Annotated in this window: 32 protein-coding genes; 14 read left to right on the forward strand and 18 right to left on the reverse strand. The window is 59.2% G+C overall.

Translation table 11 applies throughout. From position 1 onward, the window contains the following. Positions 1-87 precede the first annotated feature (87 nt). Positions 88-612 carry a CIA30 family protein gene (locus FE702_RS09405; RefSeq protein ID WP_147125980.1) on the forward strand — a complete coding sequence of 175 codons (525 nt, stop codon included), beginning with the start codon at positions 88-90 and terminating at the stop codon, positions 610-612. 2 nt (positions 613-614) lie between these two features. Here the strand turns inward: FE702_RS09405 and FE702_RS09410 are convergent, their stop codons facing one another. Next, positions 615-1,727, reverse strand: coding sequence for a hypothetical protein (locus tag FE702_RS09410; RefSeq protein ID WP_147125981.1), 1,113 nt, complete (start codon positions 1,725-1,727; stop codon positions 615-617). Between the two features lie 523 nt (positions 1,728-2,250). Then, a complete protein-coding gene (locus FE702_RS09415) occupies positions 2,251-3,327 on the reverse strand; it encodes a coiled-coil domain-containing protein (protein WP_147125982.1) in 1,077 nt (358 codons plus the stop codon). A gap of 247 nt (positions 3,328-3,574) precedes the next feature. On the opposite strand from FE702_RS09415, the gene FE702_RS09420 reads away from it, so the two are divergent. From FE702_RS09420 to FE702_RS09460, 9 genes are all read left to right on the forward strand, one after another. Continuing rightward, positions 3,575-4,315 carry an SDR family oxidoreductase gene (locus FE702_RS09420; protein WP_147126184.1) on the forward strand — a complete coding sequence of 247 codons (741 nt, stop codon included), beginning with the start codon at positions 3,575-3,577 and terminating at the stop codon, positions 4,313-4,315. After that, positions 4,315-4,644 carry a hypothetical protein gene (locus tag FE702_RS09425; RefSeq protein WP_147125983.1) on the forward strand — a complete coding sequence of 110 codons (330 nt, stop codon included), beginning with the start codon at positions 4,315-4,317 and terminating at the stop codon, positions 4,642-4,644. Before FE702_RS09420 ends, FE702_RS09425 begins: the two co-directional genes overlap by 1 nt. Beyond that, positions 4,641-5,627 carry a P1 family peptidase gene (locus tag FE702_RS09430; RefSeq protein WP_147126186.1) on the forward strand — a complete coding sequence of 329 codons (987 nt, stop codon included), beginning with the start codon at positions 4,641-4,643 and terminating at the stop codon, positions 5,625-5,627. Before FE702_RS09425 ends, FE702_RS09430 begins: the two co-directional genes overlap by 4 nt. Positions 5,628-5,640: 13 nt before the next feature. After that, positions 5,641-7,116: an NAD-dependent succinate-semialdehyde dehydrogenase gene (locus FE702_RS09435; RefSeq protein ID WP_147126185.1), complete on the forward strand. Its 1,476-nt coding sequence runs from the start codon at positions 5,641-5,643 to the stop codon at positions 7,114-7,116. A 252-nt stretch (positions 7,117-7,368) separates the two neighbouring features. Next, positions 7,369-9,513: an esterase-like activity of phytase family protein gene (locus FE702_RS09440; RefSeq protein ID WP_147125984.1), complete on the forward strand. Its 2,145-nt coding sequence runs from the start codon at positions 7,369-7,371 to the stop codon at positions 9,511-9,513. 181 nt (positions 9,514-9,694) lie between these two features. After that, positions 9,695-10,549 (forward strand): bifunctional helix-turn-helix domain-containing protein/methylated-DNA--[protein]-cysteine S-methyltransferase, encoded by an 855-nt coding sequence (locus tag FE702_RS09445; RefSeq protein WP_147125985.1) that lies wholly within the window; start codon positions 9,695-9,697, stop codon positions 10,547-10,549. 104 nt (positions 10,550-10,653) lie between these two features. After that, positions 10,654-10,866 (forward strand): YMGG-like glycine zipper-containing protein, encoded by a 213-nt coding sequence (locus tag FE702_RS09450; RefSeq protein ID WP_147125986.1) that lies wholly within the window; start codon positions 10,654-10,656, stop codon positions 10,864-10,866. A 62-nt stretch (positions 10,867-10,928) separates the two neighbouring features. Further along, positions 10,929-11,588: a YiaD family glycine zipper/OmpA-like lipoprotein gene (locus tag FE702_RS09455; protein ID WP_147125987.1), complete on the forward strand. Its 660-nt coding sequence runs from the start codon at positions 10,929-10,931 to the stop codon at positions 11,586-11,588. Positions 11,589-11,661: 73 nt separating this feature from the next. After that, a complete protein-coding gene (locus FE702_RS09460; protein WP_147125988.1) occupies positions 11,662-12,429 on the forward strand; it encodes an FCD domain-containing protein in 768 nt (255 codons plus the stop codon). 61 nt (positions 12,430-12,490) lie between these two features. Here the strand turns inward: FE702_RS09460 and FE702_RS09465 are convergent, their stop codons facing one another. The 5 genes from FE702_RS09465 to FE702_RS09485 form a co-directional block, all read right to left on the reverse strand. Continuing rightward, positions 12,491-13,060 carry a F0F1 ATP synthase subunit B gene (locus tag FE702_RS09465; protein WP_147125989.1) on the reverse strand — a complete coding sequence of 190 codons (570 nt, stop codon included), beginning with the start codon at positions 13,058-13,060 and terminating at the stop codon, positions 12,491-12,493. Between the two features lie 3 nt (positions 13,061-13,063). After that, positions 13,064-13,591, reverse strand: a complete 528-nt coding sequence (locus FE702_RS09470; RefSeq protein ID WP_147125990.1) for a F0F1 ATP synthase subunit B' — start codon at positions 13,589-13,591, stop codon at positions 13,064-13,066. Between the two features lie 74 nt (positions 13,592-13,665). Next, positions 13,666-13,902: a F0F1 ATP synthase subunit C gene (locus tag FE702_RS09475; protein WP_147125991.1), complete on the reverse strand. Its 237-nt coding sequence runs from the start codon at positions 13,900-13,902 to the stop codon at positions 13,666-13,668. A gap of 58 nt (positions 13,903-13,960) precedes the next feature. Further along, the gene (locus FE702_RS09480) at positions 13,961-14,710 is read right to left on the reverse strand and encodes a F0F1 ATP synthase subunit A (protein ID WP_147125992.1); all 750 of its coding nucleotides are present in this window, start codon (positions 14,708-14,710) and stop codon (positions 13,961-13,963) included. Next, positions 14,710-15,042 carry an AtpZ/AtpI family protein gene (locus tag FE702_RS09485; RefSeq protein WP_147125993.1) on the reverse strand — a complete coding sequence of 111 codons (333 nt, stop codon included), beginning with the start codon at positions 15,040-15,042 and terminating at the stop codon, positions 14,710-14,712. Before FE702_RS09485 ends, FE702_RS09480 begins: the two co-directional genes overlap by 1 nt. A gap of 259 nt (positions 15,043-15,301) precedes the next feature. Here FE702_RS09485 and FE702_RS09490 point away from each other — a divergent pair, with 259 nt between their 5' ends. Both FE702_RS09490 and FE702_RS09495 read left to right on the forward strand, forming a co-directional pair. Continuing rightward, positions 15,302-16,243 (forward strand): hypothetical protein, encoded by a 942-nt coding sequence (locus FE702_RS09490; RefSeq protein ID WP_147125994.1) that lies wholly within the window; start codon positions 15,302-15,304, stop codon positions 16,241-16,243. Between the two features lie 31 nt (positions 16,244-16,274). Beyond that, entirely contained in the window at positions 16,275-16,643 is a 369-nt protein-coding gene (locus tag FE702_RS09495) for an ArsR/SmtB family transcription factor (RefSeq protein WP_147125995.1), read from the forward strand. Here FE702_RS09495 and FE702_RS09500 read toward each other — a convergent pair. Both FE702_RS09500 and FE702_RS09505 read right to left on the reverse strand, forming a co-directional pair. After that, a complete protein-coding gene (locus FE702_RS09500) occupies positions 16,632-17,516 on the reverse strand; it encodes a DMT family transporter (protein WP_255449643.1) in 885 nt (294 codons plus the stop codon). The two genes, FE702_RS09495 and FE702_RS09500, sit on opposite strands and share 12 nt — an antisense overlap. Continuing rightward, entirely contained in the window at positions 17,513-18,388 is an 876-nt protein-coding gene (locus FE702_RS09505; protein ID WP_147125996.1) for a LysR family transcriptional regulator, read from the reverse strand. The genes FE702_RS09500 and FE702_RS09505 overlap by 4 nt, the downstream gene beginning before the upstream one ends. A 119-nt stretch (positions 18,389-18,507) precedes the next feature. Here FE702_RS09505 and FE702_RS09510 point away from each other — a divergent pair, with 119 nt between their 5' ends. After that, entirely contained in the window at positions 18,508-19,089 is a 582-nt protein-coding gene (locus FE702_RS09510; protein ID WP_147125997.1) for an FMN-dependent NADH-azoreductase, read from the forward strand. 89 nt (positions 19,090-19,178) lie between these two features. Then, complete coding sequence (locus FE702_RS09515; RefSeq protein WP_147125998.1) at positions 19,179-19,643, forward strand: hypothetical protein; 465 nt, start codon at positions 19,179-19,181, stop codon at positions 19,641-19,643. A gap of 3 nt (positions 19,644-19,646) precedes the next feature. Here FE702_RS09515 and trmD read toward each other — a convergent pair whose 3' ends face one another. The 9 genes from trmD to FE702_RS09555 all read right to left on the reverse strand — a co-directional run bounded on the left by trmD (position 19,647) and on the right by FE702_RS09555 (position 24,039). After that, positions 19,647-20,432, reverse strand: a complete 786-nt coding sequence (trmD, locus tag FE702_RS09520) for a tRNA (guanosine(37)-N1)-methyltransferase TrmD (protein ID WP_147125999.1) — start codon at positions 20,430-20,432, stop codon at positions 19,647-19,649. Between the two features lie 4 nt (positions 20,433-20,436). After that, positions 20,437-21,237: a sulfotransferase family protein gene (locus tag FE702_RS09525; RefSeq protein ID WP_147126000.1), complete on the reverse strand. Its 801-nt coding sequence runs from the start codon at positions 21,235-21,237 to the stop codon at positions 20,437-20,439. 67 nt (positions 21,238-21,304) lie between these two features. Further along, the gene (gene rimM, locus FE702_RS09530) at positions 21,305-21,817 is read right to left on the reverse strand and encodes a ribosome maturation factor RimM (RefSeq protein ID WP_147126001.1); all 513 of its coding nucleotides are present in this window, start codon (positions 21,815-21,817) and stop codon (positions 21,305-21,307) included. Next, positions 21,817-21,963, reverse strand: a complete 147-nt coding sequence (locus FE702_RS18610) for a hypothetical protein (protein ID WP_186827038.1) — start codon at positions 21,961-21,963, stop codon at positions 21,817-21,819. Before FE702_RS18610 ends, rimM begins: the two co-directional genes overlap by 1 nt. A gap of 8 nt (positions 21,964-21,971) precedes the next feature. Further along, positions 21,972-22,352, reverse strand: coding sequence for a 30S ribosomal protein S16 (gene rpsP / locus FE702_RS09535; RefSeq protein ID WP_147126002.1), 381 nt, complete (start codon positions 22,350-22,352; stop codon positions 21,972-21,974). A gap of 37 nt (positions 22,353-22,389) precedes the next feature. Next, positions 22,390-22,686 (reverse strand): chorismate mutase, encoded by a 297-nt coding sequence (locus FE702_RS09540; RefSeq protein WP_147126003.1) that lies wholly within the window; start codon positions 22,684-22,686, stop codon positions 22,390-22,392. Then, positions 22,683-23,195 (reverse strand): GNAT family N-acetyltransferase, encoded by a 513-nt coding sequence (locus FE702_RS09545; RefSeq protein ID WP_147126004.1) that lies wholly within the window; start codon positions 23,193-23,195, stop codon positions 22,683-22,685. The genes FE702_RS09540 and FE702_RS09545 overlap by 4 nt, the downstream gene beginning before the upstream one ends. Then, the gene (locus tag FE702_RS09550; RefSeq protein WP_147126005.1) at positions 23,192-23,620 is read right to left on the reverse strand and encodes a DUF6691 family protein; all 429 of its coding nucleotides are present in this window, start codon (positions 23,618-23,620) and stop codon (positions 23,192-23,194) included. Before FE702_RS09550 ends, FE702_RS09545 begins: the two co-directional genes overlap by 4 nt. Beyond that, on the reverse strand, positions 23,620-24,039 hold the full coding sequence (locus FE702_RS09555; protein WP_147126188.1) for a YeeE/YedE family protein: 420 nt from the start codon (positions 24,037-24,039) through the stop codon (positions 23,620-23,622). Before FE702_RS09555 ends, FE702_RS09550 begins: the two co-directional genes overlap by 1 nt. Positions 24,040-24,065: the final 26 nt, after the last annotated feature.

Genomic DNA, 24,065 nt, shown 5'->3' on the forward strand with positions numbered 1-24,065 from the left:
ATCCTTCTATGTTTCAAAAATACTCAAATCCGACGTGGCCACCCGCGCAGCCTTGCCCAAACCGGGCGCAACCTTAGCTGACTGCCCATGAAAACCGCAGCACTTCTGGCCCTGTTGGCCATTCCAACTCTGACCGAGGCTCAAATGATCTTCGAAGACTTCCAAACCGCACAGGACTGGGTCTACGTTGCCGATGGTGTGATGGGCGGCGTCAGCCAAGGCACTGCCCGCCTGACCGACGATGGCGCGGTCCACCTCACCGGGCAGGTCAGCACGGCGAATAACGGCGGCTTTATTCAAGTCCGCCGCCGGTTCGACACGCCGTGGCCCGACACAGCCACCGGCTTGCGTCTCAGCGTGAAGGGCAACGGAGAACCCTACTACGTCTTCCTTCGTGTCCCCAACATGGCGCGGCGCTGGTATTCGTATCGGCAGCCTTTTGAGACAACGGGCGAGTGGACGGAAGTCACGCTGCCTTTCGCTGGCTTCACTGCTTCGCATGATGGAATGCCCGAAACTTTCGATCCGACAGAGGTCTACAGCATCGGCCTTGTCGCCTATGGTGCGGATTTCGACGCTGATCTCAGCGTCAGGCAAATCGACCTCTACTAGCGTCATACCCGCATCACCCGCCCACCGGGCGACACCACAAACTTACGCACATCGCTGAACCCCGGCGGCTTTTGATCCTCCAAGACCTGAAACCCCCGCGCGGGCAGGATGATCGACCGCTCGGTCGCGGTCGTGCCGGTCTCGGCCCCGCGCCCAGCGAAGGGATCAAGCGCAAAGACCTCGCGCTCAACCCGTCCAAACCAGCCGCTCTTCTCCATCTCGACCCGCTCGGACTTCAGGTCCTCGGTCGTCCAGACCAGCGCCCAGTCCTCGCCCTCAGGCGATTGCGCATCAACCAACACCTGCCGCAACGGCCCCGCCTGCTCGGTAAAGGCCGACGAATACATCGGTCCCAGATGAATACGCCGCAACCGTTTCGGGTGCAGGTCATCAAAATCCTGATCAAAGCCCCGCGCAATCGTCAGCAGCTTCAGATCGCCCTGCGCCTGAGCCGTCAGATGCGCCTGCACCTCGGGCCAACGCCGGTCATCCTTGGGCAGCGCGGTGCGCCCCGTATCCTCAAGGTCCATGAGGTACACGGTCGGCAGATTGATCTGACTGTCGTAGACCGCCCAATGCACCAAAAACCGCCGCCGCGCATCGCGGCCTTCGCCCTCATTGCCTAGCCAGACCGTATCCGGGTCATTCCGCACCCAGAACAAATGCCCACGCGCCAATTCCTCGTAATAGAGCCTTTGTGACAGCGCGAATTGCAGCTTGGTCGGCACCTCATGCTCGCCCACGATTTTGGCGACCATCTCGGATTTCAGAGCCTCGACCGACTGCGTCCCCGACAGATGGCGGTCCACCTGCGCCGCGTCCACAGCCATCTCCATCAACTCCGCGGCAATCGGAAACCCGCTCTCGCGCCGGTCAAAGCTCAGCTTACCCGCTCGCGCCACACGCCCGGCAAAGAGGTATTTGTGGCCCAGCGCCCGGAACGTGTAGGTCAGCCCCACAAGGTAGCGCCCCAGCACCTCGACCTCTTGCTTGGTTAGGGTCCCCTCCGCCTCCATCATCCCCGCAACACGGGTCAAATGCTGCGTGATGCGCTCGAACTTCTTGAAGTAGCGACGCGTGACGCGGGTGTCGTGGATGTTGGTGGTGTCAGTCATGGTCAAGAAATCACTCTGCGAAATGCAGTAGCCAATGCGTCTCGCGATGCATGCATGAAGCTGTTCAAAACGAATACGAGGCCGAGGCAAAACCAAAAATGGGATGTAATCAAGCAGCCAACACCTAAGAAGCAGACTGCCCAAAGCATATTGCTGCGCGCTGTTTCAAACGGTTGCTTTACTTCGGCCTTTTTCGTCAACTGTTCGCCCCAATTCGCACCCAGCATCGAGAACAGTTCTGCAGAGCTGAGGGCCGCGCCCGACCCTGGGTGGGCGCTCGGAACGAAGCTTCAACCCCAGCAGCCCAAAACATCCAAGACGGTCTTGCTGCCGACAACACCGCCATGCGCCCTCCCGGGGGGCGGGTCGGGCGCGGTCCGGTGGTTTCCACCGGGCGAAAGGGTGAAACGAGGTGCTTCACGTTCGGCCTATCCGCTTGTGGTGCGAGGTCCCGGGTCATGCCCGGGACGGGTGGATAAAGTGATTCACGCCCCGGACTTGATCCGGGGCCTCAACCTCAGTCTCACCCCCCATACGCATTGCTGTCATGTTTCTCGACCACCGCTGCAAAGCGCCGTGCAAAGCGTTCGTCCGCTTTTGCCTTGGCCTCCAGCACGTCGCGGGCAAAGACCATGTGGTCTTCATGCGCCTCTAGCATCTCGGCCATCCGGGTGTTGGTCGCCGACCCAATCGCGGCCATGGCCGTTTGCGCTTCCTGGTCCGTCTTCACGCCGATCTCGTTGATCCGGTGCGCCACGTCCTGCTGCTGCGCGGTTTTCAACGACTTGGTCAGCGCGTCATAGAGGACCACCCGCTGCTTGGTATCTGTCTGCAGCTTGTTGATCAGCACCATCTGCGTCGCCGCCTGATTGGTCAGCGAGTCGACCCAAGTCTTGCCCTTCTCGATATAGCGCTCCAGCGTTTGGGAGCGTGCCAGCTTCACCTGCTCTTCGCGCACCAACTCGTTGTACTTGGCGTTCAGCTCGGCCAGTTCGGTCTCAAGCGCGGTGCGCGCGGCGGCGTCTTGTTCAACGGCAATCTTGTTTTCCAGCGTGATCATCTGCGGGTCCATGCCGCTGATCTCAGACTTCAACGCCTCAAGCTCACCCACCACGGCTTCACGTTCTTCAAGCGTGCCGGACAGGTTGCCTTCAACCTTGGTCTTTTGCTCTTCCAACACGTCCAACTGCGATTGCAGCAGCACGACGATGTTGTCGGATTTTGAGATCAGATCCTGCAGCTTGTCATCAATCGACGCCGTGCGCAGGCGTTCCTGCCGCAGTGACTCTGAGCGATCCTTGCTGAAAATCCCGACAAAGCTCTCCCAGCCCGTCTTGGACCGCAATTCGTCAAAGTCGGTCTGGAACCCGGCTGTCACATCATCCAGCCCCATGATCAGTTCGGCGATGTTTGCATTCATCAGATCGGTATGGGCGTGCACGTCATCCAGCGAGGCGTTTTCAATATCGACGCTGATGTCTTCGCCTGCTGCCATCTTTTGACGGGCGGCTTCGATGCGGCTGGTCAACTCGGCAACCTTTGCCTGTGCCTCTTGTACCTGCGCCTGACTCTCTTTGATCTGACTGTCGAAATCGCTCATCTCTATCCTTTCACTCACGAAACCGTGAACTTGATATAGGCGGTGTTAAAAGGATTTACATCCCTATCTCTCCGGAGTTTCACCCAAATCGCACCGCACGCCAACAGGACAAATCAAAGAAAATTCCCAGCAGATTGTGTGCCAGCATTTTTGCAAATGACCCTGACAAAGATGCAGGTTGTCCAGAACAAGCCCATCCCGCTAACGATTGACCTATGCAGCGTGGTGGATGAACGAGGGTAGGCAGATGCGGCTTCAGGGTAAGACAGCGATTGTGACAGGTGGCGCCTCTGGCTTTGGCGCAGGGATCGTTCGGAAATTCGCCGCTGAGGGTGCGCAAGTCATGGTCGCTGACCTGAATGGCGACGGCGCAGAGACCATGGCCCAAGAGATCGGGGGTCTTGCGCAACAGGTCGACGTTGCAGACGGAGCATCCGTCAATGCCCTTGCACAAGCCGCGCAGAGTGCGTGGGGCGACACCGATATCCTAGTCAATAATGCCGGCATCACCCACTTGCCGCAGGCCCTAGAGGATGTGACCGAGGATGATTTCGACCGCGTTCTGGCGGTGAATGCAAAATCGGTATTCCTAATGGCCCGCGCGTTTGTTCCCGCGATGAAGAATAGGAACGCAGGCGTGATCCTGAACGTCGCCTCAACTGCTGGTGTCAGCCCACGGCCCAAACTGAACTGGTACAACGCCTCCAAAGGTTGGATGATCACAGCGACGCGCACCATGGCTGTCGAATTGGCCCCGCACGGCATTCGCGTGAATGCGCTCAACCCGGTGGCGGGCGAAACACCCCTGCTGTCCAGCTTCATGGGCGAAGACACCCCGGAGATGCGCGCCAAGTTCTTGTCTACCATCCCTTTGGGTCGTTTCTCTCAACCAGAGGATTTAGGAAACGCCGCCGCGTTCTTGTGTTCGGACGAGGCCAGCATGATCACCGGTGTCGCGCTCGAAGTTGATGGCGGGCGGTGCATCTGATGGCCCGCGTCGAGGTCAGGATCGAGGTGCTCTCAGGCACCTTTGACGCCCAGCCGCTGGTCTTTGCGCACCTGCTTGATCACGCAACGGCGCGTGGACAAAGCATTGATCTTGACCATGTGGATGTCATCAGCAAGGTCGACCCCCAGCCCCGCCTGCGCCATTTCTTTCCGGAAGCTATCGTGAACCAACTGATCGACTTGATGGGGTTGGACACAACGGCAGTTCTGGTTTTCCCCGGAGCCATGGACACCGCCGTCGGCGATAGCAGCCGCTTGCGCTCCCTTGGACAATGGCTGGGCAGCCGTACACTGCCGGACGCGACATGACACCGGGTCAGCGCAACCTGATAACCGATGTCTCCGGGTTCCGCGTCGGACATGCGCAGGATGCGCATCTGCGCTCTGGCACCTCGGTCCTAGTGGCGGATCAACCCTTCACCGCAGGCGTTCACATCATGGGTGGCGCGCCGGGGACACGGGAAACACAGCTTTTGACTCCCGACCGCATGGTTCAACAGGTCGATGCGCTGGTTTTGTCTGGCGGCTCAGCATTCGGGCTTGCCGCCGCTGACGGCGTGGCGGACGGATTGCGCAAGGCCGGGCGCGGATTCAATGCGGCTGGTCATCTGGTTCCGATTGTCCCGGCGGCGATCCTGTTCGATCTGGCCAATGGCGGCGACAAAAATTGGTCGGACAATCCCTACCCCACGCTCGGCGTTGCGGCACTGGCAGACGCCTCTTTGGACCCCGCTCTTGGCTCGGTCGGCGCAGGCGCCGGGGCCACGACCGCCGATTTGGTGGGTGGGTTTGGGTCCGCCTCAGCGACTTTGGAGAGCGGGTATACAGTCGGCGCGATGGTCGCGGCCAACCCGCTTGGGTCGGTTGTCGCGGGGGACGCAGGTCAATTCTGGGCCGCACCATGGGAGCTTGAAGACGAGTTCGGCGGGTTGGGCAACAGCCCCTCCCCTGCCCCACAAGGATTGCGCACCAAACTGAACCCACAGGCCACGACGATTGCCATCGTCGCGACCGACGCAGCGCTGGATCAGGCGGCCTGTACGCGCATGGCCACAGCCGCTCATGACGGCATGGCGCGGTCAATTGTACCTTCTCACACCCTGTTTGACGGTGACCTTGTCTTTGCTGCGTCAAGCGGCGCGCGTGCGATCAGCGATCCCGTGCTCGACCCGATCGAGATTGGACATACAGCCGCCTCAGTACTGGCCCGTGCGATTGCGCGCGCCATATATCATGCAACATCATGGCCTGATGGTCCGCCCGCGTGGCAGGACCTCTATGGCCGGCACTAAAGAAGGACACGCCATGCTGGATACCGCGACCAACCTTGCCGCCATGCTATCAGACCCCGAGCTTTTGGCCACAAAGGCTTATGTGGATGGAACCTGGGTCGATGCAGAAAATGGCGCGACCTTTGACGTCACCAATCCAGCCCGGGGCGATGTCATCGCAACGGTTGCAGACCTCAGCCGCAGCGATGTCGCACAGGCGATTGCAGGCGCGGAGAAGGCGCAAAAGGCATGGGCCGCAAAAACAGCGAAGGAACGCAGCCAGATCCTACGCCGGTGGTTTGACTTGATGATGGCCGCGCAGGACGATCTTGCGACGATCCTGACCGCCGAAATGGGCAAACCGATTGCCGAGGCCAAGGGCGAGATCGCCTATGGCGCGTCTTTCGTCGAGTTCTTTGCCGAAGAGGCCAAACGCATCTATGGCGAAACGATCCCCGGTCATCAGGCCGATAAACGCATCACGGTGATCAAGCAGCCCATCGGCGTCGCCGCTTCGATCACGCCTTGGAATTTCCCGAACGCGATGATCACGCGCAAGGCCGCGCCTGCGCTGGCTGCTGGCTGTGCCTTCGTTGCACGGCCCTCTGAGCTGACGCCTTTGTCTGCCTTGGCACTTGGGGTTCTGGCTGAACGGGCCGGGCTGCCTGCGGGCGTTTTGCAGATCGTGCCGTCGAACGATGCATCGGCGACGGGCAAAGAATTCTGCGAAAACCCCGGCATTCGCAAGATCACCTTCACCGGATCAACCCGCGTGGGTCGTATCCTTTTGGCGCAGGCCGCCGATCAGGTCAAAAAATGCTCGATGGAGTTGGGCGGAAATGCCCCCTTCATCGTGTTTGATGATGCCGATCTGGATGCCGCTGTCACCGGTGCCATTGCCTGCAAGTTTCGCAACAACGGACAGACCTGTGTCTGTGCCAATCGCATCTATGTGCAGTCTGGCGTTTATGACGCCTTTGCCGAGAAATTCGCCAAGGCCGTTTCTGATCTGAAAGTCGGCGACGGGTTCGACGGCGCGGACCTTGGACCGTTGATTTCAGAGCCCGCCGTGACCAAGGTCAAGGATCACATTGACGACGCCACTTCCAAAGGGGCCGAAGTCTACATGGGCGGCAAACCCCATGATCTGGGTGGGCAGTTCTTTCAGCCAACGATCCTGACCGGCGTGACACAGGCCATGAAAGTCAGCCAAGAGGAAACCTTTGGCCCGATGGCCCCGCTCTTCAAATTCGACACCGAAGACGATGTGATCGAGATGGCCAATGACACGATCTTTGGACTGGCGGCATATTTCTATGCCAACGACCTGAGCCGGGTCTACAAGGTTGCCGAAGCCTTGGAATACGGGATCGTGGGCATCAATACCGGGATCATCTCGACCGAGGTTGCGCCCTTTGGCGGCGTGAAACAGTCCGGTCTGGGCCGAGAAGGATCGCATCACGGGATCGAAGAGTACATGGAACTGAAATACATGTGCATGAGCGTTTGATGCGCGACTTCGGGATGGCGGGCACTCCCGCCTCCCTCTTCGCCAGCTCGCGCTGGCTGTGACCATGGGCGGGCGCCGCTGACGCGGCGGACGAGAGGCGCTGCCTCTCGTGCTCTCCGGAGTATTTTTAAAACATAGAAGGACAAGGCGCGGTTCGGAGCGGCCGAAGCCTTTCATAAAACCTACGCATCTTCGTTATTGCGCCGTTACAAAGCCCCCGCACATCGCCCTCTGACAGTAGAGGGGGATCCTATGTCACGACTTTTGGGCCTGACCTCGGTACTGGCCATCGCCGCAACGGGCGTCGCCGCCGAGAAGAACTTCAACCGCATCGCAAGCTTTCCGGTCATGCTGAACCATGCCGAAGACATGCGGGATCAGGAATCGTCGCCTGAGATCATCGATGTCACCGCCGATGGCATGACGCTGGTCTACACTGACAGCCCCGCCGAAGGCGTTGGCATGGTGAATATCACAGACCCCGCGAACCCGACCCCGGCTGGCTTCGTCAAATTGGACGGCGAACCCACCGCTGTGGCGATTTCAGGCGCAACCGCCTTTGTCGGTGTGAACACCTCCGAAGACTTCATCAACACCTCCGGCCACCTGATGGCGCTGGCCGTGCCATCAGGCACCGAGCTTGCCAAATGTGACCTGGGCGGTCAGCCGGACTCGGTCGCGACCAACGGTGAATTCGTTGCAGTCGCCATCGAAAACGAACGCGATGAAGACCTTGGCGACGGCCGCACTGGCCAGATGCCTGCGGGTTTCCTTGTCATGGTCGATATCGCAGACGGCAACCTGAACTGCGACAGCCTCCGCACGGTCGACCTGACCGGTCTGGCCGAAGTTGACGGAAACGACCCGGAACCAGAATTCGTTGACATCAACGGTCTGGGTGAAGTTGTCGTGTCGCTGCAGGAAAACAACCACATGGTTGTGGTCGCCGCAGACGGCACCATTGTCAGCCACTTCTCCGCAGGTGCGGTTGATCTGGACGGCATCGACACCGTGGACGAACGCGGCGCGTTGATCTTTACCGACAGCCAGCCGGGCCGCGTGCGTGAACCCGACGCTGTGAAATGGTTGGACGATGACCACTTTGCCACCGCCAACGAAGGCGACATGGACGGCGGCTCGCGCGGCTGGACGATTTTTAACAAGGACGGCGCCGTGGTTTACGAGGCTGGAGCAACCTTTGAACATGCGCTGGTTCAGATCGGGCACTACCCCGACAAACGCTCGGACAGCAAAGGCGTCGAGCCGGAGTCGATCGAAACCGCCACATTCGACGGCACACCGATGGTGTTCGTCGGGTCCGAGCGCGGATCGGTCGTTGGTGTCTATGACGTGACCGACCCTGCTGCCCCCGTTCTGGCACAGCTTCTACCATCGGGCATCGGGCCAGAGGGCTACGTGTCAATCCCAGAGCGTAACCTGCTGGTCTCGGCCAACGAGGTTGACGGGCGCGAAGATGGGGCCGCCGAGGCGCATGTCATGATCTACGAATTTGCAGAAGGTGCCGCACAGTATCCGATGCTGACCTCTGCCGGTGCAGACGAATTGATCGGCTGGGGCGCCATCTCGGGCATGTCGGCTGGCGAAGGTTCGACTGTTTATGCGGTGAACGATAGCTTCTACGGCTATCAGCCAACGATCTTCACAATCGACACCTCCGTGACACCTGCACAGATCACCGACGCAACAGTCGTGACCCGCGCAGGCCGCCCGGCGCAAAAGCTTGACATGGAAGGCATCCACTTTGACGGCAAAGGCTTTTGGATCGCATCCGAAGGCCGCACCGACCGGATGATCCCGCACGGCATCTACTACGTCGAAGCCGACGGCAATATCGACGAAGAGATCGCTTTGCCGTCTGAATTGCGCGCCGTCGAGCGTCGCTATGGCTTCGAAGGCATCACCAAGGTGGGCGACACCCTCTGGATGGCAACACAACGCGAATGGGCCGACGATCCGGCGAACCACGTGAAACTCGTCGCCTACAACACCGAGACCGAAGAATGGGGCGCAGTTCTGTACCAAAAGGCGGAGCCAGCAACCGGTTGGGTCGGGCTGTCGGAAATCACCGCCCATGGCGATTTCATGTACGTGATAGAGCGTGACAACCAGATCGCATCGGGCGCAGTGACCAAAAAGGTCTACCGCATCCCGATGTCAGACATGGTGCCGGCGCCGCTTGGCGGCGACCTGCCCGTCGTGTCCAAAGAAGAGGTCCGCGACCTGCTGCCTGACCTGCTGATGACCAACGGATATGTGCAGGACAAAGTCGAAGGTCTGGCCATCATGGAAGACGGCACAGCCTGGGTCAGCACCGACAATGACGGCGTCGATGACCACTCTGGTGAAACCTACTTCTTTTCCATCGGCCAGATGTAGCCTCTGTTTCAGCAAGCATTTCAGCTGCCAAATCAAGCTAATCGAAGGGGGCCAATGGTCCCCTTCTTTTCGTCCGCCAGCTTCTACGCCTAAAGGCCGCAAAATCGCTGGATGCGCATCATTCGGATCGTCTGGACAAGATCGCATTGCTAGAACAGATCATAGCGATGGAGGCACGATCATGGATATGGAACACAGCTATCATTATGGCGTCATCCGGCGCGCGATAGAGGCCATTGATGCCGCCGAGGGACCTGTCTCACTGGACGCTTTGGCCGCAGAAGCCGGGATGAGCCCCGCACATTTCCAACGCACCTTCTCGAGTTGGGCGGGCGTATCACCGAAACGGTATCAACAGTTCCTGACGCTCGGCCACGCCAAATCGCTGCTGAAAGAGCGGTTCACGACCCTTGAGACCGCAGGGGCGGTTGGCCTGTCTGGCACATCCCGGCTGCATGATCTTTTTATCCGGTGGGAAGCCATGAGCCCCGGTGAGTTTGCCAAGGGCGGTGCAGGAACAACGATCAGCTATGGCTGGTTCCAGTCGCCCTTTGGCGAAGCGCTTGCCATGGGCACAGATCGCGGCATTTGTGGTCTGGCCTTCGCGGATGAAACTGGCCGCAAGGCCGCGATGGAGGATATGAGGGGGCGATGGCCCAACGCGTCTTACCGCGAAGACCCCGACATGATCCGAGACGATGTTCACGCTGCTTTCGGGGGTGGTGAGACACGTGTACTCCTGATCGGTGCGCCACTACAGATCAAGGTTTGGGAGGCCTTGATGCAGATCCCATCCGGTCAGGTGACGACGTATTCAGAGATCGCGCACCGGGTTGGCGCACCGCGTGCCGTGCGGGCGGTGGGCACCGCCGTTGGGCGGAACCCGGTCAGTTGGATCGTGCCGTGCCACCGCGCCCTGCGCAAATCAGGCGGGCTTGGTGGCTATCACTGGGGCTTGGCCGTGAAACGGGCCATGTTGGCCTATGAGGCCGCACAAACCGAAGGGACTGACGGTTTGGAAGAGGCTATGGGATAGGCAATCTCTTGCCATTCGGGGGAACAAATCGGCCTGTTATTGCATATCAACAGGTGCAGCCCCCATGTGGTAGGCGTGTAAGACATGATTTGTGGAAAAACCCCATGACCAAACTCACAGCAGCTTTTGCCCTGATCGCGATGACCACATTGGGCGCCTGTTCAACCCTGACGGCCGAAGAACGGTCGGTCGCCACCGGTGCGACCATCGGGGCCGTCGCGGGCGCAGCGCTTGCCGGGGACAACACCCAAGGCCGCGGTGCCGTCGTAGGAGCCACTATTGGCGCACTCGCAGGCAGCGCAGCGGCCAATCGCTAACCCGAATTCAACAAAAACGGGGCCGGGGGAGCTGGCCCCATTTTCAAGGAACGAGCAACTCCATGCACAAACTCACTCTGGTTGCCGGCGCAGGCCTGATTGCCCTGTCCGGCTGTATCGATGCGACGAATTTTGACCCCGACGCGCCTGATCAAAACCGCACCCAGCAAGGTGCCCTGACCGGGGCCGCCGTGGGTGCCATCACCGGTCTCGCCACGGGCGGGGATCAGAAAGCCAAAAACGCAATCGTCGGAGCCGCGATCGGTGCAGGCGCCGGAGCCCTGATCGGGCAACGTCTTGATCAGCAAGAGGCTGACCTGCGCGCGTCGCTGGGCAATGATCAGGTCCGCATCCGGAATACAGGTTCTGAGCTGATTGTGACGATGCCGCAGGACATCCTGTTTGCCATCGACAGCGCCGATCTGCGACCTGACCTGCGCCGCGATCTGGGTGCGCTTGCGTCCAACCTCCAGGCTTACCCGGACACAACGGTTGATATTGTCGGGCACACGGACAACACAGGCGACGCCGGTTACAATCAGGCTCTAAGCCAACGTCGCGCCAATGCAGTGTCAGGTGAACTGATCGCGAACGGCGTTTCGTCGTCACGTATCCGGGCCTTTGGGCGCGGAGAGGCGGAGCCAGTTGCCGACAACCTCACACCAGAGGGCCGCGCTCAGAACCGACGCGTTGATATCATCATCCGTCCGAACGCAGCCTAAGAGCCTCTGCTCTAAACTCATTGCGCACCCCGCCAGACTGGTCATATAATTTGACCAATTCGACGGGGTGCCTATGCCATTTCAGAAAATTGAAGCCGAAAAGCTGTCCAGTGCGGTTGTGCGGCAAATCGAATTGCTGATCTTGCGCGGCATCCTGCGCCCGGGGGAACGGCTGCCATCGGAACGCGAACTGTCGGAGCGGCTTGGCGTCTCACGCCCGTCCCTGCGTGAGGCGGTGGCAGAGCTTCAGGAAAAAGGATTGCTCGCCAGCCGTGCGGGCGCGGGCATCTATATCGCAGATGTCCTTGGTTCGGCCTTCTCACCCGCACTGGTTCAACTCATGGGTAGCCATGATGAAGCCGTCTTCGACTACATTGCATTTCGCCGTGACCTGGAAGGACTGGCCGCCGAACGCGCGGCACGTTTGGGTTCTGAAACTGATCTCAAAGTGATCGCTACAGTTCTTCAGCGCATGGAGGTGGCCCACACCAAACGATCGGGCAAAGAGGAGGCGGCACTAGATGCTGAATTCCACCTGTCGATTATCGAGGCGTCCCACAACGTGGTCATGCTTCACATGATGCGGTCCATGTTCGACCTGCTGCGCGAGGGCGTGTTCTACAACCGGCAAATGATGTTCAAACAACGGACGACGCGCGATCATCTGTTGGATCAACACCGCGCCATCAATGCAGCGATTCAGGACCGCGACCCAGAAGCGGCGCGTGAGGCCGTCGAAACGCATCTTGCCTTTGTCGAGGCATCGCTGCTGGAGCAACGCAAAGCGGACCAACACGAGGTCGTTGCACGCCAACGGTTCGAGCACGAGCAAGCCAAATAGTCCCAAATGAAAAGGGCCCGCCGGTGGCGAGCCCTTCGTCAATTTCGATAACCAGCGCTGCTTAGTGCAGCTTGCTCTCGACCTGAGCGATGCTGTCGTCGATCATCTTATTGGCTGACGCGGCAGTCATGCCTTTGCTCATCAGGCTGGCAGCGGCCGCGATGGCCACGTTGACGGCCTGATCCTTGACCTCTTTTACAGCCGAAGCTTGCGCCGATGCGATCTGATCTTCAGCAGCGGCCAGACGGCGGGCAACGGATGTTGCGATATCGTCTTTGGCTTTCGCAGCAGCGGCTTCAGCCTCTTCCTTGGCAGCGGCAACGATTGCATCAGCTTGGGACTGAACGTCCTTTTGCTTGCGCTCGTAGCTGGCCAATAGGGTCTGAGCTTCTTCCCGCAGAGCTTTGGCTTCGTCCAGTTCAGATTTGATCTGAACCGCGCGATCATCCAGCGCCTTGGTCAACATCTTTGGCACGCCAAAGTAGACCAGGATACCGATAAAGCAGAAGAAACCGATTGCGACGATGAAGTCCGTATTCGACAGCGAGTAGAACTCAGGCGAAAACGGGTTCTTCGAAGCCGCGAATGCAGGCGAACCAAGCAGAACGAATGCGAGGGTGAGACGTTTCATGGCTTACCCTTTCATCTGTTCGGCGATGGCAGCTGCCACGGCCTTGTCATCGGCTTTACCGCCCAATGCCGAAACAAGTTCAGCAGCGGTTTCGGTTGCGACGGTCTTCACGCTTTCGACCGCGCTGTCGCGGATCTCGGCGATTGCCTTTTCGCTTTCTGCAGCCCGGGCCGCGATTTCGGCATCGGCTTTTGCCAATTCCTTGTCGAGGTCAGCCTGAATAGACGCCTTCGTCTCGGCAGCGATCTTTTGTGCTTCGGCGCGGGCTTCTGCCAGTGCTTTGTTGTAGGCTTCCTCAGCCTCAACAGCGCGCTGTTTCAGGTCCTCTGCCGCAGCAAGGTCATTTGTGATCGTTCCCGCACGTTCCGCCAAAACCGCCCCGATGCGTGGCAATGCCACACGGCTCAGGACAAGGTAAATGACGACGATCGTGACGACGAGCCAGAAGATCTGGTTCGGGAAGGTCGAAAAGTCGAGTTGCGGCATCCCAGGCTTGCTGGCGGCGTCCGCAACGGTGGCTTCAGTTGCCATGTCGTCCTCCTACTTTCTGAGGGCACCCCGACCGGCCCGTTGACATGGGGGCCGGGGCAACTCTTAAAGCAAGATTAGACAGCGAACATCAGCAGCAGCGACACGAGGAACGCGAAGATCCCCAGGGCTTCTGCGAACGCGATGCCGATGAAGAGCGTCGCGGTTTGTGCGCCAGCAGCGGATGGGTTGCGCAGAGCGCCCGCCAGGAAGTTGCCAGCAACGTGGCCCACACCGATAGCAGCTGCGCCCGAGCCGATGGCTGCCAGGCCTGCGCCGATGAATTGACCCATTTGTGCGATATCGCCTTCCATGTCCGTATCTCCTTAGATTGGAAGTTCGTTTGCGGGCGGACCCGCGAAACTTGGTTGATTAGTGATGCGGGTGAAGCGCGTCTTTCAGGTAGACACACGTCAGAATGGTGAACACGTAGGCCTGAATGGCCGACACGAGGACTTCGAGACCGTAGATCGCGGTCACAGCAACGATCGACAGCGGGGCGACCGCGACGACGGCTGCAAAGCCTGCGAACACTTTGATCACGGCGTGACCGGCCATCATGTTGCCTGCCAAACGAATTGAGTGGCTGACCGGCCGCACGAAGTACGAGATGACTTCGATGATCGCGAGGATCGGACGCAGCGGCAGAGGTGCCGACGAAACCCAGAACAGGCTCAGGAAGCTGGCGCCGTTCTTGATAAAGCCAATTGCGGTGACGGTGATGAACACAGCCAGAGCAAGGACAGCTGTCACAGCGATATGTGAGGTTGTCGTGAAGCTAAGCGGGATCAGACCGAGGAAGTTCGAGAACAGGATGAACACGAACAGCGTCATGATGTACGGGAAGTATTTGACGGCGTCTTTACCGGCCACGTCCACAACCATGTTGTAGACAAAGCCATAGACCATCTCGGCGACTGACTGAGCGCGGCTTGGGATCACTGCGCGGCCACGTGTGCCGACGACCAGCATCAGAACCACGGCCAGAACGGCCAAAGCCATCCACAATGTCACGTTGGTGATGGTGAACATGCCGATCTCAGAACCACCGAACAGCGGTTTGACCTCGAACTGGTCCATTGGCTTGATAACCAGACCGCCGCCTTTTGCTTCATCCGCCATTATTGGCCCTCTTCCGTCTCATGCGCCGCCGATTGCTCGGCTGCTTGCTTATCCTGAACCTCTTTGGCGGTGCGCATCATCACGTTCACACCAGCCGCGAGGCCAAACATTATAAACAGGATCATCAGCCATGGCGTCGTGCCAAGTGCGATGTCCAGTCCGTATCCGATCCCGAAACCAATGCCTAACCCGGCGACCAGTTCCACGACCATCCTCCAGGCCACGTTGGCCATGGAGTAGTGTTCGTCCGCACGGGGTTTTTCGGCTTCGGCCTGGCCTTTCGCCTCCGCGATCCGCGCTTCCAGCGCTTTCAGTCGCTGTTCGTCGCTCATGCGTGCGCCCCATACGTGTTGCTGCAGGTGCTATGGCGCTGGGGCCACAGAGTCAATTGCGCGTTTGACGCAGCCCATTCATCTCTAAGTATCTGTATTTACTTGGTAAAGGGATAAACTTCCAGTCCTCGCTGCCTTGCCGCATCTAATGGCATGGCAAACCCAAACTTAACCGTTTGGTTGAGCATTTGATCAAAGCTCCATGTAGCGACCGCCGGGCCGCCACATTTCCGCCCGGTGCGGGCAAGACGGGTTAGGCATGTTTGCTTTGCCCCTCACACCCCGCGCGTCGACCTCTGATCAGTGGTCACACGATTCCCTGTTTCTCGTGATCTACGGCGCCTTATGCGTCGTCTCAGTTTTCTACCTTGGTGACATCCTGACACCAGTGCTTGTGTGGATGAACGCGTCGCTCCTCCTCACGCCGCTGGCTTGGTGCATCATGGCTGCGCCAAGCCTATGCGTCGGCACAGGTATTTATCTGGCGGCCCGTCGATTGGCGCGCTGGCAACAATGGCAGAGTATCGGACTGGCCATTTTACCATTCCTGCTGCAGGCCTTGGTCATCGCGCCGATATCGGACCACAGATTGATGTCGCTGGCCCAACATGACGGAGGTGAAATTCCCCGCTTTGCGCCGCAAGACATTATCGCTGTTATGGATATGCCCGGTCATCTGGGACGCGGCTCTGGCACATGCGGACCGACATGCGTCCACATTCTTGAAGCCACGGGAGTTGAGGCCATTTTCCTTCCGCGCACATATGTCGGTGCCTTGGGAGAAGCGTCAGGCGTGGTGTATCGCATCGCACCGCGCGGCAACCGCTGCGATGCAACGGTGTCACTTGCACGACGCGCCCCGGCCTGTCTGACTCTGACGCCCGCGAGGCTGAGTCAGGTCACACACATTCTGTCATCATCTGCCGCCTCTTCGAACGTTCATTCTGACGCTGGTTTGGGACGCTCTGGTGGATTTCAAATTCGGCTGACCGGGGTCGGCCACGGCACACCGATCTACCAGTACACAAAAATCAACGGGCGCGCGTTCAGCCGCCTGCCCATGATCGGTGACCCCATGCTGGAGGGTCCGCACCCGCACGTCGCGTTGCGGTTCCTAAGCCGAGAGACCGGTCGCCCCTTGGCAAAATTCAACCTTATGGAGTGGTTTGCGCATCAATTGATCCGGCGTACCCACCCTTGACCGCTGCCGCGCCGGCGGTCTAGGCCAAGCCATGGCTGCTGATGCTGACCTTTCTGCGCTGGACCGCGTCTTTGCGGCTCTGACCGACCCGACGCGGCGCGCCATCCTGTCGATGCTGCTCGAAGATGACATGGCCGTCACGGATGTGGCCGAGCCGTTTGATGTGTCTCTGGCCGCGATCTCGAAACACCTGACAGTGCTGACACAGGCCGGTTTGATCAGTCAGGAAAAGCGCGGCCGCGTGAAATGGTGCAAGCTTGAGCCCGACGCGCTGCGGGATGCATCGGTCTGGATGCAAAGCTTTGGTCAGTTTGAAGCCGTCAACTTGGATGCGTTTGAGGCGTTTCTGGAAAAGGAACTCGGCGACGCTCCTGACGACACCCGCCCATCAGGCGGTTGAGCGGCGTAACAGCAAAAGTAGCGCCAGGATACTCAGCCCGACACCACCCAGTGTCAGTAGGGGTGGCACCTGCCCGTCCAATGCAATCTGCCAAAGGATGACCCAACTGGGAGTCAAATAGGTGTAAGCCATGACCTTGGCTGCTGGCAGACGCAGGGAGGCGAACTGCAACAGCACAAAAGTTGCAGCCGTGGCAGCGATAGCCGTGTAGAGGATCGTGATCCAAACGACGGCTGGGATCGCGTACCATTCTGCGCGCATCAATTCCGGGCCGCCAAGCGTCCAGAGAATAACGGTCGCCGCGAGCAAGGTTCCAAAGGTGAAGGCGACCGGGCTTTCGCCGCGATTCAGCCGAGGCACCATGGGCGCATAAAGAGCATGGGCAACGCAGCCCCAGAAATACACCGCCTCGCCGCGTCCCACCTGAAATGCCAAGACCGCTGCAAGATCTGCCCGAAAAATCACCCATAACGCGCCAATAGCGCCAATGAACAAGGCCAATGCCATGCGCAGCGTCATCACCTGCCGCATGACAAGATATCCAAACCCGCCAGCCATGATGGGCGTCAGCGTGAAAACAGCTGCCGCCGACACCGGCGCGGCGGTTTTCAAGCCTTCGAACATCAAAACGAAATAGGTCGCCAGCAAAGCCCCAAGCACGAAATAGCGCCAAGGCGCACGCGCGTCAGACCGCTTGATCCGTCGCAGAGCAAACCCCACCACGCCGATGAGGACGGTTGCCAAGGTAAAGCGCAACGCGTTGAGCGCCGCGGGGTCCAGCAGGTTTGCAGCCTTGCTGCCCAAGGCAAACGATCCAGCCACCAGTGCCGAAAAGACCAACATGGCCAGATGGCCAGCGGCCTCGCGTGTCACGCGTCCATGTCTTTCACCGCAGCCTTCAGGAAGGTGAGGAAGCTTTGCACCTTGGCCGTGCGGTGAAGATCAACATGGGTGACAAGCCACAAAGGCGCTGCCCATTCCGGGCGGGGCGGCTCGACCTGCACCAGATTGCTGTAGCGCGACGCCAGCGAATGCGGCAGGAACCCGATCCCGGCACCGGCAACAATCGCGTCCTCCATCGACCGGTTATCAATCGTTCTGTAGACGATGTTTTCCAGCGGCACGTTATCACGCAGCCACATGTTGAACGGGGCGCGGGTTTCGGCGTCATGTCCGACAAAGTTATGGTCAGCAAAGGTCTCTTCGCCCTGCGGACGTCCCTTGCGCCGGATATAGCTGTGCGCTGCATAAAGACCGATTTTCTGGCGCATGAAGGGCTGCACGACGTTGTCGGGTTGGTCTGGCGCTGTTCCGGCACGGATGGCTACATGGGCTTCGCCATATTCCAAGCGGAACAGACGGTCCCCGGTCAGGTAGCGCACGATCAGCTCTGGATGCTCTGCCTGAAATTCGGCGAGGATCGGCGCAAGCAAAGGCGAAAATGTTGCCAGCGATGTCACGACGAGGTCCCCGGTCACCGATGACCCGCGCCCCTTCAGGCGTCCTGACAATTGGGTGAACTGATCGTCCGTCGCCTTGGCGACCTGAAGAAGGTCCTGCCCAGCCTCTGTCGCGGTATAGCCGCGCGCATGGCGTTGAAACAGTTTGACACCAAGCCGCTGCTCCAGCGCATCAATGTGTCTGATCACCGTCGCATGGTGAACGCCAAGCACCTCTGCCGCGCCGCTGACCGTTCCCAGACGTGCCACTTGAAAGGCCGTGCGCACCTCGTCCCAGTTTTCCATGGGTCTTCCTTTGTCTTTTTTGTGCAATTTTGCACATCAATAACACCATTTCAGACAATGGTGCAAATTTGTTCATAAACCTACATTCCGCATCAACCGATATGGAAAGGAAACACCCAATGTCCAAGACCGTTCTGAGAATTGATTCATCCGCACGGCTGCAAGGTTCCATCACACGGAAACTAGCAGATCAGATCATTTCGCAACTGGCACCGGCCAAAACCATCACACGCGATCTTGCTCATGGTGTGCCGCTAATTTCCGAAGCGTGGGTGAACGCCAACTTCACACCTGCCGACCAACGCACGGACGCGCAAAAGGCCGAACTCGCGGTCTCGGACGAGATGGTCGCCGAATTGAAAGAGGCCGATACGCTGGTCATCGGTGTTCCGATTTATAACTTTTCGGTTCCTGCCGCGTTGAAAGCATGGATCGACCAGATTGCGCGCGCCGGGATCACCTTCAAATACTCAGAAACCGGTCCCAAGGGTTTGCTCGAAGGCAAGCGCGCAATCGTCGTTGTTGCCTCCGGCGGCACGAAATCAGGCTCGGACATCGACTTTGCGACGGATTACATCCGCCATGTCATGGGCTTTATCGGGATCGAAGACGTTGATGTCATCGCCGCTGACCAGATGGCGCTCGATCCAGAAGCGACCTTGGCCGGTGCCGAGACAGCTGTCAGACAACTCGCGGCATAACCGCGCTTGAAACACTGCAGTCCTCCGACCCAGCATGGTCAGGCCAAACAGACTTGCCTGTTTGGCCTGCGCCGTGTCAGCGTTGGTCCATGAAGGTTACTCAGAGCACCAAGGAAAAACTGATCATAGACAACCGCCCGGTTTGGCCCGGGCTTTTGGCCATGACGTTCATCATGATCGGGGTCGGAGTTGCGTGGAACATGACCATTGATCAGGGCGACATCACGGGCGTTCTGATCGGGGTGCCCTTTGTCGGGATGGGGGCCTTGGCGTTTTGGGCATTTGTCCGACGCAGTCAGATCATCTTTGACCGAGTGGCTGGGACTATCGACATTCGGCGAAAATCCCTGACATCACAAACCCGCGTAGTTCATGACCTTGCCGATTTCGACAGGGCCGAGGTTGAAACCTCTGGCAGTTCAGACAGCCAAACCCACAGAGCCGTCCTGATCCTGTCTCGCGGCATGAGCGCGGGACGTCATCCCGTAACAGAAGCGTACTACAGCGGTCGCGGAGCGGAACGCATCGCGGCCACCATCAACGCGTGGCGATAATCACTACCCGTCTTTGTTGGTGTACCGGTCCCACATGTCCGGGCGACGTTCCTGCGTGAGACGCTCGGACTGATCCTGCCGCCAATCTGCGACTTTCCCGTGATGGCCAGAGGTCAGGACCTCGGGGATGCCCTGCCCCCGCCATTCGGCCGGGCGTGTATATTGCGGGTGTTCCAGCAAGCCATTCGAATGGCTTTCATCTTCGGTCGACGCCTCGTTGCCCAAGACCCCCGGAAGCAACCGAACGGTTGCGTCAATCAGCACTTGGGCCGCCAATTCACCGCCGGTCAGAACGTAATCACCAATCGACACCTCGCGCATGCCGTAATGGTAGATTGCCCGTTGATCCACGCCTTCGAAACGACCGCACAGGATCGTACAGCCCGGACCCCGCGCAAGATCAGCGGCCATCTCCTGTGTCAAAGGCGTGCCACGCGGTGACATATAGAGGATGGGTCCAGACCGATGGGCGTGCTCAATGGCGGCACCGACCACATCAGGGCGCAGCACCATTCCCGCGCCGCCGCCTGCTGGCGTGTCATCCACATTGCGATGCTTGCCATCCCCGAACAGACGCAGGTCCGTGGTCTGCAACTGCCACTTGCCTTCCTTAAGCGCCTTCCCGGTCAGGGATGCACCCAGAACACCGGGAAACGCGTCGGGAAAGAGCGTCACAATCCGCGCAGTCCAGACACCGGCAAGATCAGCCGGTCCATCCATCAAGGAACGAGGCTTCACAGAGACCCGCACAGTTTTGCGACCGTGCGATTTAGATGGCTTGTCGGTCATTTCTTTACTTTCGAGTCACGGTCTGCCCGCGACACATGCGGATAGCCGTCGCCTTGAGTTCCCCGACCTGCGCGTCGGTCAATGGCGAGAGGTTCAACTCTCGAAAAAGTCCACGCAGTTCCGGATACGAAGAATTCGCTCTTGGCGGTTTCTCCAATTGAGCCAACACCTCGGTCGGGACGTTAAGGGCCGACAATACCGGCTCAATCGGTCCGTGTTCGAACCCACGCAGGTCTTCGAGCGTCATGGTGGTGACTGAGGCCCCGTCCACGGCATCGGAAATCCTGTCGCACAGCGGGCCAAAGTCCGCTGCCGTATCGTAGTCCTTGCGAAAATTGGCCAGTGTCACGCCCTTGCGGGAATGCCGGATCAGTTGCCAATGCGCGCTGGCATACCAGTCATCTGCCGACCGGGTCGTGAAATAGACTTCGATTTCGGTGTCCGAAAACGTTTCCGCGCAGGCGCGGACAAGACGGGGCATCAAGGCAACGGCGGCGGAATAGTCTGTGACGCTGGAGCGTCCCGGCATCATCCCTGACAAATCTTCAGATAAAAGGGCGACCGGCCGCTCATCATCTTTGTCCAACGCGGAAAATAGCGTCTGAGCGGCGTCTTCGAACAACGTCAGACTGGCCCGTGTTGGCGCCACCGAATAGGCACGCGCTGCCTCGGTCACGTCGATCATGTCCGCCTTGAGAAACACGCGCAGGTATTTTGCCAGCAGGTCTGCGTTGACGCGCGCCGTGTCTTGCAGGGTCGTCGTGGCGGTCTTGTGAAAACCAGCATGGATCAGAACGGGTGCCATGCGCCGAGAGGTAACTGGATACGTCCCTTCAGGCAATCGCAATCATGGGGCGTTGCAGAGCTTGAGCTTAGTCGAAAATGCCTGCTGGCGGATCGGCAATGATGCGGCCCGCGCCAAGATCGACCGTGGGCACAGCCGCATGGGTAAACGGCAGCAGCACCGTTTCGGATGCGCCCGGCACGCGAATTTCCAAAATGTCTGTCGCACCGTGGTTCACGACGCGCAGAACACTGCCCAAAACCGCACCACCGGGATCAACGACCTCAAGGCCCTCAAGGTCGGAGTAATAGTATTCGTCGTCCGGCAGGTCAGGCAGCGCATCGCGCGGCACATAAAGCCGAACACCTTTCAGGGCATCAGCATCTTCCTTGGTGCGAACGTCAGACAGACGTCCGATCAATTCGCCTTTACCGGCGCGGTCGATCTGAACCTGAAAAACGCGATCGGCGGCCTCATTGGTGAGGTCGCCGTAATCGCCTAATGCAAACGGATCCGCGCAAAAGCTCTTGAGCCGCACCTCTCCGTTCACGCCATATGCGCCTGCAATCGCGCCAACGCAGATGCGGGTGTCTTCTGCCATCACAACATCTCCGATAGCACGCATTGCAGGTAACCGTTCCAATCGGACGCTCCCTTGCAGAGCGCGCCTGCGTTGGACCGCTCAAAGAGCATGCCCGCCACAAACGCGATCACCACAAGGATCACAGTGCGCCCGATCCCGAACATTGGCGGTCTTACTCTTCAGCAACCGTGTCTTCAGCAGGAGCTTCGGCAGCTTCTGCTGCTTTGGCAGCTTTCTCTTCAGCGCGCTCCTGGGCTTTCTTGCCTGGAACGGCTTTCTGTGGGTTGTTGCGCTCTTTCTTCGCAACAACACCAGCAGCTTCGAGGAAGCGGCTCACGCGGTCGGATGGCTGCGCGCCTTCACCCAGCCAGTACTGGATGCGCTCAACATTCATTTTGACGCGCTCTTCGCTGTCTTTTGGCAGCTGTGGGTTATAGGTGCCCAGTTTTTCGATGAAACGGCCGTCGCGTGGCATGCGGCTGTCAGCAGCCACGATGCTGTAGAAAGGACGTTTTTTCGAGCCACCACGGGCAAGACGGATTTTCATGGCCATTGTTTGTTCTCCTTGAATGGCGGTCAGGGCCGAAACCCTAGGATTGGTGTTTTTTGTGGTGCTGAATGACTTCAGCGATGATGAAGTTCAGGAACTTCTTTGCGAATTCCGGATCGAGGTCCGCGCGCTGAGCGAGGTCTTCGAGCCGTGCAATCTGTTTGGCCTCCCGGTCAGGGTCCGAGGCAGGCAGGTCATGGGTGGCTTTGAGGCGCCCCACGGCCTGGGTGTGCTTGAACCGCTCACCAAGTGTATAGACGAGGATCGCGTCCAGCCGGTCGATGCTGTCGCGATGTTCGGCCAGCACTTCGGCGGCTTTTTGAACGGCGTCTGTCATTGCGAACTCTCCTGACCTGGGTGGCGCCAAACGGTCATCTCACCAAAGATTTCGTGGGAATACGGACCCTCAAGCGTACAGCCAAGGCGTTGCGCCACGCGTGCCGAGCCGTCATTGCCGTGTGCAACCAGACTGATGGCGGTGGTCCAACCCAAGGTGGTGTAGGCCCAGTCGCGCGCGGCTTTCGCGGCCTCGGTTGCGTAGCCTTTGCCTTCGAACCCATTCATCAGGTCCCACCCCAGTTCCGGCTCTGGCCAGCCATGCGGGTTCCAAGGGCCAATCACACCGACCATTGCGCCTGTCGCGGTTTCTTCCACCGCAAAGCGCCCATAGCCGCGCAGGTTCCAGTGACCAGCCTCAGTCGCCAGCATCCGCCACGTCCGCTCTGCCGTTAGAGGCCCGCCGACATACTTTGACCGGTCGGACGCGTAAAACGCCGCTAGCGGTTCAAAATGCCGTTCAGCCAACGGACCAAGCGTCAGGCGATCTGTGTGCAGTGTAGGGATCATGCAGGCGCGCCCCGCAACATCAACGGCACCCACCGGTAGCCCGCCATCCCGATCAGCATCGCGAAAAAGAACAAAAGCGCATTGCCACCGCCATATCCCAGCACAGCGATCGCTGGTCCGGGGCAAAGCCCAACAAGCGCCCATCCGACGCCAAAGAAGGCGGAACCGACGATCAGGTTGCGGTCCAAAACCGGATCGGGCTTCGCCGGAATGGGCGAGCCGAGCACGGCCACCTTGCGACGTTCAGCGATCCGCCAAGCCACCAGCATCGGCAGGATTGCTCCGCCAAGGACAAATGCCAGTGTCGGGTCCCAAGCCCCAAAGAAATCAAGCCACCCCTGCACTTTGGCGGTGTTGGTCATACCGGAAACGGTCAGACCAAGGCCGAACAGGGCACCAGAGATCAAAGCAATGACAAGCCGCATCAAATGACCCCCAAGACGTGGCGCAAGACATACATTGCCAGCGCTCCGAAAAAGAGGAAGGTCACCGTCGCCGTAATCCCACGCACCGAAAACCGCGATATCCCGCAGACGCCGTGACCCGATGTGCAGCCATTGGCCATCCGAGTTCCGATCCCAACAAACAGGCCAGCAATAATCAAAAGGCTGGTGTCGGCTGTCAGATTGGTCTGGGGAAAGCCCCAGATCATCCCGTAAGCCAAAGGCGCTGCGACCAAGCCCGCAACAAAGACTGCCTTCTCAAGCGACGGGCTACTCAGATCCACGAGCCCGCCCAAGATACCGGATGCGCCCATGATCCGACCGGACACCAACAGATAGATCGCAGCAGCACTGCCGATCATCAGGCCGCCAATCAGGCCCAAAATCCAATCCATCGGGATCATTCAGTCGTGTCCTTGTGATTTTG

The sequence above is a fragment of the Shimia ponticola genome (genome assembly GCF_007995215.1).
Classification (GTDB): Bacteria; Pseudomonadota; Alphaproteobacteria; order Rhodobacterales; family Rhodobacteraceae; genus Shimia_B; species Shimia_B ponticola.